The sequence below is a fragment of the Dactylosporangium sp. NPDC051541 genome, assembly GCF_044454505.1.
Lineage (GTDB): Bacteria > Actinomycetota > Actinomycetes > Mycobacteriales > Micromonosporaceae > Dactylosporangium.
Genome location: NZ_JBITDU010000024.1, coordinates 1 through 13,235, shown reverse-complemented (window position 1 = coordinate 13,235; position 13,235 = coordinate 1). Strand labels below are relative to the sequence as shown.

11 protein-coding genes are annotated in these 13,235 nt (G+C 73.0%); 9 read left to right on the top strand and 2 right to left on the bottom strand.

The window, feature by feature from the left end:
• Positions 1-2 precede the first annotated feature (2 nt).
• The gene (locus ACIA8L_RS51520) at positions 3-986 is read right to left on the bottom strand and encodes an AraC family transcriptional regulator ligand-binding domain-containing protein (RefSeq protein ID WP_395916890.1); all 984 of its coding nucleotides are present in this window, start codon (positions 984-986) and stop codon (positions 3-5) included.
• Positions 987-1,108: 122 nt separating this feature from the next.
• Here ACIA8L_RS51520 and ACIA8L_RS51515 point away from each other — a divergent pair, with 122 nt between their 5' ends.
• Positions 1,109-1,924 (top strand): SDR family oxidoreductase, encoded by an 816-nt coding sequence (locus tag ACIA8L_RS51515; RefSeq protein ID WP_395916888.1) that lies wholly within the window; start codon positions 1,109-1,111, stop codon positions 1,922-1,924.
• 43 nt (positions 1,925-1,967) lie between these two features.
• Positions 1,968-2,828 carry a hypothetical protein gene (locus ACIA8L_RS51510; RefSeq protein ID WP_395916887.1) on the top strand — a complete coding sequence of 287 codons (861 nt, stop codon included), beginning with the start codon at positions 1,968-1,970 and terminating at the stop codon, positions 2,826-2,828.
• Here ACIA8L_RS51510 and ACIA8L_RS51505 read toward each other — a convergent pair whose 3' ends face one another.
• Complete coding sequence (locus tag ACIA8L_RS51505) at positions 2,829-4,448, bottom strand: methyl-accepting chemotaxis protein (RefSeq protein ID WP_395916885.1); 1,620 nt, start codon at positions 4,446-4,448, stop codon at positions 2,829-2,831. It abuts the gene before it with no gap.
• A 150-nt stretch (positions 4,449-4,598) separates the two neighbouring features.
• On the opposite strand from ACIA8L_RS51505, the gene ACIA8L_RS51500 reads away from it, so the two are divergent.
• The 7 genes from ACIA8L_RS51500 (at position 4,599) to ACIA8L_RS51470 (ending at position 12,952) form a co-directional block, all read left to right on the top strand.
• Positions 4,599-6,725, top strand: coding sequence for a BTAD domain-containing putative transcriptional regulator (locus tag ACIA8L_RS51500; RefSeq protein WP_395916883.1), 2,127 nt, complete (start codon positions 4,599-4,601; stop codon positions 6,723-6,725).
• A gap of 349 nt (positions 6,726-7,074) precedes the next feature.
• Entirely contained in the window at positions 7,075-7,686 is a 612-nt protein-coding gene (locus ACIA8L_RS51495) for an FKBP-type peptidyl-prolyl cis-trans isomerase (protein WP_395916882.1), read from the top strand.
• A 130-nt stretch (positions 7,687-7,816) separates the two neighbouring features.
• Complete coding sequence (locus ACIA8L_RS51490) at positions 7,817-7,969, top strand: hypothetical protein (RefSeq protein WP_395916880.1); 153 nt, start codon at positions 7,817-7,819, stop codon at positions 7,967-7,969.
• A 113-nt stretch (positions 7,970-8,082) separates the two neighbouring features.
• Positions 8,083-8,253, top strand: coding sequence for a hypothetical protein (locus tag ACIA8L_RS51485; RefSeq protein ID WP_395916878.1), 171 nt, complete (start codon positions 8,083-8,085; stop codon positions 8,251-8,253).
• 17 nt (positions 8,254-8,270) lie between these two features.
• A complete protein-coding gene (locus ACIA8L_RS51480; RefSeq protein ID WP_395916876.1) occupies positions 8,271-9,251 on the top strand; it encodes an MvdC/MvdD family ATP grasp protein in 981 nt (326 codons plus the stop codon).
• On the top strand, positions 9,248-10,519 hold the full coding sequence (locus ACIA8L_RS51475) for a TIGR04500 family putative peptide maturation system protein (RefSeq protein WP_395916874.1): 1,272 nt from the start codon (positions 9,248-9,250) through the stop codon (positions 10,517-10,519). Before ACIA8L_RS51480 ends, ACIA8L_RS51475 begins: the two co-directional genes overlap by 4 nt.
• An 81-nt stretch (positions 10,520-10,600) precedes the next feature.
• Positions 10,601-12,952, top strand: coding sequence for a peptidase domain-containing ABC transporter (locus ACIA8L_RS51470; RefSeq protein WP_395916872.1), 2,352 nt, complete (start codon positions 10,601-10,603; stop codon positions 12,950-12,952).
• Positions 12,953-13,235 lie beyond the last annotated feature (283 nt).

Below are 13,235 nucleotides of genomic sequence, written 5' to 3'. Positions count from 1 at the left end.
GGTCAGCCGGCCCGCGCGGCCTCGGGGGTGACGCCGGTCCACTGCCGGAACGCCCGGTAGAACGAGTTGGTGTCGTCGTAGGCCAGGAGGTAGGCGATCTGGGACGTGGTGAGCGATCGGTCGGCCAGGTAGTGGCGGGCGAGTCGTTCGCGGGTGCCGGTGAGGACGGCCTGGAAGTTGGTGCCCTCGGTCTGCAACTGCCGTTGCAGGGTGCGGGGGCTCATGGCGAGGTGGTCGGCGACGGCGTTGACGGAGCGCTTGCCGGCCGGGAGGCACTCGTGGAGCGCGGCGCGCACGCGGTCGGCGACGGTGGTGGACCGTTCGAGCGCGGAGAGGCGGCGGCGCAGCTCCGGTGCGAAGAAGTTCCACATCGCCTCGTCCTCGGTGAGGAACGGCTGCGTGGCGTCCACGGCTGAGAACGTGACCGTGTCGGCGGTACCCCTGCGAATCGGTGCTCCGAAATAGGCCGTTGTCGTAAACGATTGTGGCGGGGGACGGCGCATCGCGACCCGGGCCGGGAACACTTCGTGCCGGGTGCCGATCCGGGCCACCGCCACCAGGAATGCCAGCTCGGCCGCGACCAGCAGCGGCGGCGGCGCCTGCCCGCCGGGCCAGCGCAGGGTGATCGTCAGACCGCGGCGGTCGTCGGCCACCTCGAAGTGCAGCGGGCCGACGAGGGGCTTGAACGCGGCGATCCGCTCGACCGCGGTGCGCAGGTCGGCGCTGCACATCGCGGCGAAGATCGGCGGGTTGAACGCCTCCACGGACACCGTGCGGCCGATCCGCGCGGCCAGATCGGGGTCGGCCGCGTCGGCGTCGACCGCCGCCCAGAACCGGTAGTACTCCTCGATCGTCATCATGGCCGGGCCGTCGGTGAACAGGCCGGCCGGCAGTCCGGCCCGGCGCAGGACACGGCCGGTGGAGACCCCGAGGTCGTGCAGGAACGCACGGGTGCCCGGGGCGAGGCTGAATCGCGGCGGCGCCATGGCTCCACCGTAGTTGGCGCGAACCGCGAGCAGATCGGCGCCATCCGCTAGTGCCCGGGCCGGGCGTCGTCCGTAGCGTCGGCGGCAGCCACCGCGGCGGACCGAGCTGGACGGAGAGCACCGTGACGAAAACGATCCTCATCACCGGAAGTTCGAGCGGCATCGGCCGGGCGACCGCACGGTACTTCCACGACCACGGCTGGAACGTCGTCGCCACGATGCGCCGGCCCGAGGACGATACGCAGCTCGGCCCGCTGGAGCGCGTCCTCGTGACGCGGCTGGACGTGCGGGACCCGGCCTCGGTGACGGCCGCCGTCGGTGCGGGCCTGGAACGCTTCGGCCGGATCGACGTGCTGCTCAACAACGCCGGCTACGGCGCCTACGGCCCGCTCGAGGCGACCCCGACGGAGAAGATCCGCCGGCAGTTCGACGTCAACGTGCTGGGCCTGCTCGACACCACCAAGGCGATCCTGCCGCACTTCCGGGCCAACGGCCGCGGCACGGTCGTCAACATCTCCTCCATCGGCGGCAAGGTGACCTTCCCGCTCGGCACCCTGTACCACGGCACGAAATTCGCGGTCGAAGGGCTGAGCGAGGCCCTGCACTACGAGCTCGCGGCGATCGGCGTGCAAGTGAAGATCGTCGAGCCGGGCTTCGTCGACACGGACTTCGCGGGCCGCTCGTTCGACTTCACCAACGACGAAAGCCTCGCCGAATACCAGAAGCTCGTCGCCGCGTTCGTGGCCGCGCAGGCGCAGCAGGGCACCGGCGGCGACGATCCGCAGGTCGTCGCCGAAGTCGTCTACCGGGCCGCGACCGACGGCACCGACCAGCTCCGCTACCCCGCCGGCCCGTACGCCGCCGAGCTGCTCGCCACCCGGGCCGCCGTCGACGACGCCACCTTCATCGGCGGCGTCAAACAGCAGTTCGGCCTCTGACCGCCGCTACGGCGAGGCCCCGGCGGGTCGTACTGTCGGCCGGGTGAGACGTCGGATACTGCTGCTCGGCATCGCGATCGGCGCCGTGGTCCTGGTGCCGTGGAGCGTCTACCTCGCCCGGACGCTGCCGGACCGGTTCGTGACCGGCCAGTGGCGCACCGCCTGGGTCGGGCTGGATGTCGCCCTCGTGGTGTGCTTCGCCGGCGGGGCGTACCTCGGGCGGCGCCGGCGCCGGACCGCGGTGCCGCTGCTCGTGGCCAGTGCGACGTTGCTGTTCGCCGATGCCTGGTTCGACGTGTCGCTCGACTGGGGCACGGCCGACGCGGTCCCCAGCATCCTGATGGCGGTGCTGGTCGAGGGGCCGTTCGGCGTGCTGCTGCTGGCGTGGAGCCGGAGGCTGATCAGTGCCGACGTGCCCTCCGACCGGTTGATGCGCCGCCATCTGCGGCTGCGGGGAGACCCATCGGCGCAGGAGGTCGCGCGGGTGCTGGAGCGGACGGGGCCGGCGGATGCGCGTACCGCGGCGGAGGCGGCCGGCATCGACGAAGGGGTCGTCGCGGCCCGGCTGCGCGAGGCCGCCGCGCTCGGCCTGGCCCACCGGCGGCCGGACGGCACCTGGGCACTGTCGCGCCGCCCGGACGCGGCGCTGCACGACGAGCAGCAGCTGCTGGCCTGGGCCGCCGAGCACCGGGCCGAGTTCGGCGCCTGGGGCTACGGCCAGCGCGTCGTGGCGCACCTGAGCGGGGCGGAACTGGCGCGCTTCGCCGCCGAGTATCGCGAGCTCGTGTCGCGATACCGCCTCCTACACGCCGCCCCGGCCGCGGACCGCCGCGAGGTCAGCATCCGCTGCCTGGCGTTCCCGTTGCCTCCGGCACAGCCGGGCGCCGGGGAAACCGTTCCATAATCAAAATCGGAACGCCGACACCAGACGGCTGCAGTCCGCCTGCGCGATGTTCAATGCGGCGGCGGTACTGCTCGTGCGTTGCGCGGACTCAGCAGTCGACGAGGCGGTGGCGGCTACGCCGGTGATGGCGGAGGCTATCTCGCCGGAGCCCACGGCGGTCTCGCCGATGTTGCGGCTCATCTCGGCGGTCGTGGCGGTCTGCTGCTCGATCGCCGAGGCGATCGTCAGCTGCGTCGTGTTGATCTCGGCGACGACCTCGCCGATGTGGGTGATCGCGGCCGTCGCGTCGCCGGTGCCGGCGCGGATCGCGGCGATCTGCCGGGCGATGGTCCCGGTGGCGTCGGCGGTCTGCTTCGCGAGCTCCTTCACCTCACCGGCGACGACGGCGAAGCCCTTGCCGGACTCGCCCGCCCGCGCGGCCTCGATGGTGGCGTTCAGCGCCAGCAGGTTGGTCTGCGCGGCGATCGCGGTGATGAGCTCGGCCACGGACTGGATCTCGTCGGACGAGGTGCTGAGCCGGGCGATCGTGCCGCTGGCGGCGTCGGCGGCGGCGACACCCCGGGCCGCGATCTCGGAGGCGTGGCTGGCGCTGCGGGCGATCTCGGCGATCGACGCGGTCATCTCGTCGGCCGAGGAGGCCATCGTCGACACGATCGTCGAGACCTCCTCCGCGCCGGCGCTGACCACCCCGGCCTGGGTACTGGTCCGCGTCGCACCGCCGGCCAGCCGCGCGCTGACGTCGGTGAGCTCGTCGGCGGCGGCCGAGATCTGCCGCGCTCCGAAGGCCACGTCGACCAGCAGCGACTGCATCCGGTCGGCGAACCGGTTGAACCCGGCCGCGGCCGCGGCGATCTCGTCGCGGGCCGGGTCGGTGATCCGCTGCGTCAGGTCCCCGTCACCGTCGGCGATCTCGGCGAGCCGGCGGTTCAGGGTGCGCAGCGGCCGGATGATGGAGCGGATCAGCACCAGTGCGAGCAGGGCCCCGATCAGTACCGCCGCGATGCCCACGACAATGATGATGGTGACGGCCCGTGTCGATGCCGTCTCGGCCCGCGACGTGGCCGCCGCCGCTTCCTGGTCCACGCCGCCGACGAGGGTGTCGATGCCGGCGGCGATCTGGTTGAACAGGCGGATCTCGTCGACGGCGACCCGCTGGTGGGCGGTGGCGACCGCGGCCGCCCCACCGGCCCGGTAGTCCCGGACGATCTCCTCGTCCAGGGCCGTGAACTGGTCGAACAGGTCGAGGGTGGCGGCCACCAGGCGCTGCTGATCAGCGCTGACACCGCCGTCGCGCAGTGCCGCCAGCTCGGTGCGGAACGCCGCCGCCGACGTCAGGAAGCTGGCCCGGCTCGCGCTCGTGTCCGCGGCCGCGCCGGCGACACCGCGGGCCTCGTCGAACGCGTAGGCCGTCTGCCAGCCGTTGAAGTCGGCCGAGCGGAACTTCACCTGCATCGCAAGCCTGGTGACCTGCTGATAGCGGCTGACGGTGGCGGTCGCCCGGCGCTGGTCGGTGATCGCCGACAGGCCCACCGCGGCGATCGCCGCGAGCAGGCCCAGCAGCAGCGCCATCGCCGCCACCATGCGCAGGCTGATCCGGATGGTACGCAGCGCCGCCAGCATCGAGGTCCCTTCTTCTCCCCGATCAACCCATCGGCCCGCGAAGAAGGGACTTGAGCACGATCGTTGCCGTCGGGCATGCGACACCGGCGCCGGGCAACCCGGTGGCGCCGCCAGAGATCTGTCCGGTGTCCCCGACCTGGAGGTTTGTGCATGGCTGCGCCGCGCTTCGGCGTGCTCGGTCCCCTGGAGGTGGCGATCGCCGACCGCCCCGCCGACATCGGTGGTCCCCGCCCCCGGATGCTGCTCGCCCTGCTGCTGAGCACCGGCGGCCGGGAGGTGCCGTTCCACCGTATCGTCGAGGTGCTGTGGGGCGCCGACCCACCGCCGACCGCGCTCGGGACCGTGCACAGCCACCTGGCGCGGCTACGGCGGGCCCTGGAGCCGGACCGCCCGCCGCGCTCCCCGGCCCGGCTGCTGCTGCGCGTCGGTGGCGGCTACGCGATCCGTCCGGCACCGGGCTCGTTCGATGCCGAACGGTTCACCGCCCTCGCGGTCGCCGGCCGGGAGCACGTCGCGGCCGGGCGGCACGCGCAGGGACTGGCCGCGCTCGAGGCCGGGCTGGCGTGGTGGCGCGGCTCGGCGTACGCGGACTTCCCGGACGTACCATTCGCGATGCAGGCCGCTCGTCCACTTGAGGAGCGGCGCGTCCAGGCGCTCGTCGACCGGGCCGCCGCGCAGGTCGGGCTCGGGCGCCACGACGCGGCCGTCGCCGAGCTGACCGGCCTGGCCCACGAGCACCCGGCGCGGGAGCGGGTCTGGCAGCTGCTCGCCGTCGCCCTGCACCGCTCGGGCCGCCAGGTCGAGGCCCTCGACACGCTGCGCTCGGCCCGCACCGCGCTCACCACCCGCTTCGGCGTCGACCCCGGCCCCGAGCTGGCCGCGCTGGAGACGGCGATGCTGCGCCGCGAGCCTTTGCCGACACCGCCGCACCGGATCGTCAACGAAACGCCATTCGCGAATGACGAAACCCCGCTGCCCGGCCGGCCGGTGACGTTCCAGGACAGGTCCCCGGCCACCGTAGCGCCCGACGAACGCCAGACCGGGACACCATTCGCGAATGACGAAACCACGCTGCTCGGGCGGCTCGCCGCATTCGAGGGCGGCTTCCCGGCCACCGCGGTGTCCGACGACTGCCTGGTCGAGCGCCTCGCGGCGCGCGGGATCATCACGGAGCGGCCGGGCCCGCGCTGGTCGATGTCACAGAGTTTGCGGCGGTACATCTCCACGTCGCAAAATCCCCAGGAGCGCGCCGACGCCACCCGCCGGCACCGCGGCTGGGTCCGCGGCCTCGCCGTCACGGCCGCCACCGACCTGCGCACCGACGCCGCCGACGCGTGCCTGCGCCGCCTGCACGCCGAACGCACGAATATTCGCGCCGCCCTGCGCGGGTCCCTGGAGGACGGCGACGGCACCGCGGCCGTCGACATCGCCGGTGGTGTCGCGTGGTACTGGTTCCATCACGGCGCCACCGCCGAGGGCTCGGCCTGGCTGGCGGCCGCGCTCGCCGCCCCGGGCCAGGACCGCTCCCCCACCGGCCGGGCCGCCCGCGCCCGCGCGCACCTGGGCCTGGCCGCGCTGCGCTCCATCGCCGGCGACGTACCCGGTGCCGTCGCCCGCGCCCGCGCCGCCGTCGCCGCCGCGGAGCAGGCCGGCCACGACTACCTGCGCGCGGACGCCCTGTGCTGCCTGTCGTTCGTGGCCGCGGCCGCCGGCGACGAGCCCTTCGCCGCCGAGGCCGCGGCCCGGGCCCGCCGCACCGCCGAGCGCGGTGCCTGGCCGGACCTGCGGGCCGAGGCCGCGATGGTGGCCGGCCACGCGGCGTACCTGGCGGGCGACCTGCCGACGGCCGCGGCCGTCCTGGCCGACGCGCACCGGCTGGCCCGCGAGTGCGGCTACGGCTGGGTCGCGATCGTCGCCGGCTGGCTCGGTGTCGAGGTGGCCCTGTACCGGTCCCGGCCCGACGAGGCCCGGCCCGCCGCCCTGGCCCTGACCGGCGCCCTCGCCGACGCCCCGGTGCTGAGCTCGTGGCTGGTGACGAACCTGTCCCTGGCCCGCGCGCTGACCCTGACCGGCGACGGCGAGGCGGGCGCTTTGCTGTGGGGCGCGGTGACCGGCATCGGCCGCCGGGTCGGCCTGGCCGCCCAGCACATCGGCCGGGCCAACCCTCACCACAACGACCACGGCGCCCCGAGCCACCGGCACGCGGCCGCCTTCGTCCGCGGCCTCGAACTCGACCGCACGGAGGCCAACGCCCTCACCGCCGCCCTCACCACCTGAGCTGGGCGCGGCCACGGCGGCCTCGCCGGGCCGAGGTCGGACGCCGATCCGGTGCACGGGGTCGTAGCTCCAGCTGGCGACGACGGTGGCACGGCGACCGGGATCCGGGCCGGCCTGCGCGCCTGAGCTGGGCCCGGGCACGACGGTGGGGACTGGGCCGAGCTCGGACGGCACGGGACCCGGGTTCGGGCCGGGGTGCGAGGGGGCTCGCGGCGTTCGACCTCACCTGCGACTGCCGCACCGTCGAGCACGGCACGTGCGTGTTCCTCGAGCCCGATCCGCCTCGCCACTGCGGGGCCTGGCGCCCGAGCGCACCTGTTTCGTGGCGCGGTTCTGGTACAACCGTGCCATGGTCGTCCGCGCCCGTTCGCTCCGCGCCGCCGTGCTCGTCCTGGCCCTCGCCCTGGCCGGCTGCACCACGCCGAGCACCGCCCCGCCGGCGCCGGCGCGCGCGATCGCGGCGAGCCCCGCCGGTGCCGCGGCGAGCCCCGGTACCGCGGCAAGCTCCAGCGCCGCGGCGAGCCCCAGCATCGCGGCCTGCGCGCCGGTGGCCGGCAAGGACTTCCCGCCGCTGCTGAGCGGCTTCGACCCGCGGCTGGCCACGGCCCCGGCGGACAACGGGGCGCTCACGGACCCCAAGTACCTGTCCGTGACCGTCCTGATCCAGGGCACGTGCGCCAAGGTCGCGAGCGGGCAGCGGGTCACCCTCAACTACGTCGGGCTGACGCTCGCCGACGGCAAGGTCTTCGACTCGTCCTGGGAGCGCAACCAGGCGTTCGAGGTCGAGATCGGCAAGGGCGTCCTGATTCAGGGCTTCGAGCGCGGCCTGATCGGTGTCGCGGTCGGCAGCCGGATCCAGCTCGACATGCCGGCGGACCTGGCGTACGGCGACAACCCGCCGTCCGGCGCCCCCAAGGGCGCGCTGCGCTTCATCGTCGACGTCCTCAACGCCCAGGCGTAAGGCCCACGGCGCGTCGGCCCGCCCGGGTCAGCGCCATTCGTTCACCGCGGTGACGGCGACGTCGGCCCGTTAGCGCACGGCGGGCCGGTTGTGCTTCGTTGCCGTAGCGCGGTTTCGTATGAGCTGCGTGATGCCGCACCCCAACGGCGTGCCGCTGTTCGCCGCGCTCGGGGTCGACGGCGTGTGGACCGCCGCTGTTCGCCCTGCGCTTGTGCCGGCTCGCGGCATGATCGGCCTCGGTCCGGTGCTCGTCGCGCGGCCGCGCGTGTCCCGGCGCGGCTGACCGGTTCGCGACAGAGATCCACAACGGCGCTGCAATTCGGGTGCAAGTGCGTGCGGCCTTCAATGGCGTCGCCGGTCCGCACGGGCCGGCCTCACCGGAAGAAGGAGAGCGACATGGTGTTGAAGAAGGCGTTCGGGCGGATCAAGCTCGACCAGCTCGCGAAGGCCGGAGCCGAGCTGCGGGAGGACGAGCTGCGGCAGATCAACGGCGGGATGTCCCCGAGCATGGTCTGCACCAAGACCGGCGGCGGCTGGACCTGCTCCGGCGACGGCATGAACGACTGATCGAGCACTGATCCGTCATGACCGCGCAGATTCTCATCCTCACGGCCGCCCAGGACACCACCGCCGAGCGGGTGGCGGCGCTGCTCACCCCCCGCGGCGCCGACGTGCTGCGGCTCGACCCCGGCGGCGTCCCCGCGTCGGCCCAGGTCGAGCTGGCCGCCGGTGGCACGGCGCCCGTCCGGCGGTGGCTGCGCCTCGACGGCCGGGACGTGGATCTGGACGGTCTGACGTGCGTGTGGCACCGGCGGCCGGCGGCGCCGGTGCCACCGCACACCGTCACCGACCCGGACGTGCGGGCCCACCTGCAGAGCGAGGTCCGCAACTACCTCGACGGCGTGCTCCGGTCGCTGCCGTGCCGGCAAATTCCCGCGCCCCGGGACGTCATCGACCGGGCCGCGCGCAAGGCGTTCCACCTCGACGCCGCGGTCGGGCTCGGGTTCGCCGTGCCGCCGACGCTCATGACCGCGGACCCGGACCGGCTGCTGGACTTCCACGCCGAGCACGACGGCCGTATCATCACCAAGCCGCTGCACCGGGCCGTGCGCGGAACCCCCGACGAGCCGATGGGCCGCTACAGCGACCCGGTGACGAACCGCGACCTCATGCACGCGGCGACGCTGCGGCTGGCCCCGATGATCGTCCAGGCGTACGTGCCCAAGCGCCTCGAGGTGCGCGTCACCGTCGTCGGCGACCAGGTATTCGCGGCCGAAATTCATTCGCAGGCGACGCAGCACACCCGCTACGACTGGCGCCGCTACGACCACGGCGGCACACCGCTCGCCGTCCACCGGCTCCCCGACGTGCTGGCCGAGCGCTGTCTGCGACTCGTGCACGGGCTCGGGCTGCACTTCGGCGCCATTGATCTGATTCTGACCCCGGAAGGCGAGTACGTGTTCCTGGAAATCAACCCCACCGGCCAGTTCGACTGGCTCGAGGCCGCGACCGGCTTGCCGATCACCGCCGCCCTCGCGCAGCTGCTGCACGGGAGCGAACAGTGATTCGCGAAACGATTGCGATCCTTCGTACGGCCAGCAAGGAGAATTTCACTCCGGAGCAGCTGAAGGCGCGGGTCAAGGCGCTCGGGCCGGGCGTGCGGGTGTTGTGTGAGCGGGAGGAGTACCCCCGGAGCTGGCACTTTGATGTGCTTGTGCGCTTGCCGGGCGATGACGGTGTGGTGTCGTTGTCGTGGTGCCCGGACGACGGCGTGCCGTGGCCGTTGCGCGGCGTGCAGCGGGCGCGTGAGGTGCTGCTCGTGCGGGTCAACGGGGTCGAGCTCGACGTCGCCGATGCGGTCGGTTTCCTCGATCTCCTGTGGAACTCGGCGCCGCTGCGGGAGCGGCTCGTCGATTCGTGCCTGGTCCGGGAGGCGATCGATGAGCTGGGGATCGACGTCACCGACAGCGAGTTGCAGGACGCGGCCGACGCGTTCCGGCGGGCACGGGGGTTGCTGACGGCGGAGGCGACGCGGGCCTGGATGGAGCGGGAACGGCTCAGTGACTGGCAGTTCGAGGAGCTGGTCGCGCACCAGGCTCGGGTGGCGCGGCTGCGGCAGGTGGTGACCGCGCCCGGCGCTGGTTTCTCGGCGGCGCAGGTTCCATTCGTCGGAGCGCCATCGGTGGGGACGCGGTCGGCCGAGGGGTCGTCAGTCGAGGCGCCGTCGACCGACGCACGGTCGGCCGACGCACGGTCGGTGGAGGCGGGATCGGTGGAGGCGACGTTCGACGATGGTGGGTTCGACGTTGTGACGATCGTGCGGGTCGAGGCTCGCGATGCCGAGGCGGCTGCTCGGCTGCGGGCGGCGCCGGATCTCGTGGCGGCGGCTGTTGCTGAGTTCGCGGCGGGGAGTGGGGCGGCGCCGGTGTTCGAGACCGTTCCCGCCTACGCTGCGGTGCTCTCGGGCGGTGCGGAGCTGTCCCGCGGTGTCGAGCTGTTCGACGGTGCCGAGCTGTCCGGCAATGCGGAGCTGTTCGACGGTGCCGAGCTGTCCGGCAATGCGGAGCTGTTCGACGGTGCCGAGCTGTCCAGCGGTGCGGAGCTGTTCGACGGTGCGGAGCTGTTCGACGGTGCGGCTGCGGCTGGCGGGGCGGTGTCGGCGGGCGGGGCGGTGGCTGGCGGGGCTGGGGTTGGCGCGGGGCTTTCGGTCGTGCGGGTGCTTTCGCGGCGGGCGGCTGATGCGGACATGGTTTCGCGAATGCGGTTTCGCGAATGGCTTGCGGCGCGGCGGGCGGCGGCGCGGGTTGAGTGGAACTGGGGTCCCGGTGCGTGACGGGATCTTTCTCGCGGAGGCTGTTCGGCGGCATGCGGAGGCTGGACGGGTGCCGCCTGAGGAGCTGCGAACCCTGCCCCGGTGGGTGTTCGTCATGTTGTGGGTCACCGCGACGTTGCTGCTCGGAGGGCTTGCGGTGGCGATGCTGCGGATCCAGAGGTGACGCGGATCAAGGAGCTCCGGCAGGTCGCGGCGGCTGATTGCGGGGCGGCTTGCCTGGCCATGGTGCTGACGCACTTCGGGCGGCCTACCAGCGTGCGGGCCATGACCGCCGAGCTTGGGGTGTCCCGCGACGGGCTCAGCGCCCTCGCGCTCGTCGAGGCCGCCCGCGCGCACGGGCTCCTGGCCACGGCGTTGTCCATCGCACCGACGGACCTGCGGGCAGTACCGATGCCGGCTGTTCTGTATTGGAATTTCAATCATTATGTGCTGCTCGAACGGTGGGGGCGGCGGGCGCACCTGCTCGATCCGGTGTCCGGGCGGCGGCGGCTCACCCCGGAGGAGTTCGCGACCGGGTTCACCGGTGTCGTCATCGCGTTCGAACCTGGGGCGGACTTTCGTCGCGGGGGTGGTGACAGCGACCCGCCGTGGCGCAAACGGTTGTTCGGAGCGGCTATTCGCCGGTGCCGGGGGCTGCTCGGCCAGATCGTGCTCGCGTCGGTGCTGCTGCAGGTACTCGGGCTCGCGGTTCCCGCGTTGTCGGCGGTGCTCATCGATCAGGTGCTGCCCGGCGGCGCCGCCGACCTCCTCGCGCCGCTCGCTCTGGCCGTTGGGGTTGCCGTCGCTGCGCGGGCCGTCATCGGGTTGCTGCGGTCCCTGCTGCTGCTCGCGCTGCGGGCCCGGGCCGACCACGAATTGACCACGAATGTCGTTCGGCATCTTTTTTCGTTGCCGTACCGGTACTTCGCGGACCGGGGCAGCGGTGACCTGGTCCTGCGCACCCAGAGCGTCGCCGCGCTGCGGGAGCTGCTCTCCGGCCACGTCCTGGCGGCGCTGCTCGACGCGCCGCTGATGCTCGGGTACGTCGCTCTGGTCACCTGGCGCGACCCCGTCTTCGGCGGCTGCCTCGCCGGGCTGGCCGCCGTGCAGCTCGGTCTGCTCCTGGCAACCCGACGCCGGGTCGCCGAGCTCGCCGAACGGGAACTGCACGCCGGGGCCAAGGCGCAGGCGCACCTCATCGAGGCCCTCGCCGGGATCGAGACGCTCAAGGCGGCCGGCGCGGAGGGGCGGGCGGTGCGGCGGTGGGAGTACCTGTTCGCGGCCCAGCTCAACGCCGGCACCCGCCACGGCCTCGTCCGCGGGGCGCTCGAGACCGGGCTGGGGGCGTTGCAGTACCTCGCGCCGGCTTTGCTGTTGCTGCTCGGCGCCCAGCGAGTCCTCGCCGGAAATCTTTCGCTGGGCACGATGCTGGCCCTGAGTGCCCTCGCGGCCGCCGCCCTGGCTCCGCTGACGTCCATTGTGGACAATCTACAGCAGCTGCAGCAGTCCGGCGCGCACCTGGCCCGCCTGGACGACATCCTGGCCAGCTCACCCGAGGCGGTGGCCAACGGCTATGCTACGACGGTGGTAGCCGGCTCTGCAGCGACGGTGATAAACGGCTGTGCCGCGGCGCCGCCGCCCGAGCAGTCCGGCGCGCATGTGGCCCGACTGGACGACATTTCGACCTGCTCACCCAAGGCGGTGACCAACGGATCTGCGGCGGCGCGGCCGTCCGAAGGGCCGATCGCTATTCGCGAATTGGGTTTCCGGTTCGATCCGCGGGGGCCGTGGGTCCTGCGCGGGGTGAGCTTCACCGTGGAACCGGGGCAGAAGGTGGCGTTCGTCGGCCGGTCCGGGTCGGGCAAGAGCACCCTGGTCCGGCTCCTGCTCGGGCTCGAAACACCCGTGGAGGGCCGGATCCTGTTCGGTGGCGTGCCCGCCGAGGCCCTTGACCCGCACACGCGGCGCGGCCGGTTCGGGGTCGTCACGCAGGACCCGATCCTGTTCACCGGCACGGTACGGGAGAACATCGCCCTCACCGAACCCGACGCACCGCTGCCCCGGGTCGCGGCCGCGGCGGCGACGGCGGGGATGCACGAGGAGATCGCGGCGATGCCGATGGGGTACTACACCTTCCTCGTCGACGGCGGCGGGCTCTCCGGCGGGCAGCGCCAGCGCCTCGCCCTGGCCCGGGCCCTGCTCCCGGGGCCGAGCGTGTTGCTGCTGGACGAGGCGACGAGCAACCTCGACCCGGCCACGGAGGCCCTGGTCGAGGCGCAGCTGGCGGCGCTGGGCCAGACTCGGATCGTCATCGCCCACCGCCTCTCCACGGTCCGCGACGCCGACGTCATCCACGTCCTGCACGAGGGCCGCATCGCCGAGTCGGGCACCCACGACGAACTCCTCGCCCGCGACGGTCACTACGCGCACCTGGTCAGGCGGTCCGCAGGTTGACAGCCGGTTCGTGGTGATCTTCCGTGCGGCCGAGGTGTAGCCGCACGGTGGCTTCGCCGATCGGCCGTTGTCACCGGGGTCCGGCTCGAGCTCGCACCCCGGCGCCGACGATCCGATCACTACAGCGGCCACGGACGGCCCGCTGCCACCGCCGGGCCACGCTGACTTCCGATCAGCCGGAAAGATTTCTAAAGATCTTTCGGTTTTTGGGTGATGGTCATAGTCGTAGGCCGGTGTGGTCGAGGAAGTTGAAACAGAGTCGGTAGCTGCTGCCGATGCGGTG

Coding starts and splice junctions, on each gene's coding strand:
- ACIA8L_RS51495 (WP_395916882.1), top strand. CDS start 7,075: ATGGTCGTCCGCGCCCGTTCGCTCCGCGCCGCCGTGCTCGTCCTGGCC.
- ACIA8L_RS51480 (WP_395916876.1), top strand. CDS start 8,271: ATGACCGCGCAGATTCTCATCCTCACGGCCGCCCAGGACACCACCGCC.
- ACIA8L_RS51485 (WP_395916878.1), top strand. CDS start 8,083: ATGGTGTTGAAGAAGGCGTTCGGGCGGATCAAGCTCGACCAGCTCGCG.
- ACIA8L_RS51520 (WP_395916890.1), bottom strand. CDS start 986: ATGGCGCCGCCGCGATTCAGCCTCGCCCCGGGCACCCGTGCGTTCCTG.
- ACIA8L_RS51505 (WP_395916885.1), bottom strand. CDS start 4,448: ATGCTGGCGGCGCTGCGTACCATCCGGATCAGCCTGCGCATGGTGGCG.
- ACIA8L_RS51490 (WP_395916880.1), top strand. CDS start 7,817: ATGCCGCACCCCAACGGCGTGCCGCTGTTCGCCGCGCTCGGGGTCGAC.
- ACIA8L_RS51500 (WP_395916883.1), top strand. CDS start 4,599: ATGGCTGCGCCGCGCTTCGGCGTGCTCGGTCCCCTGGAGGTGGCGATC.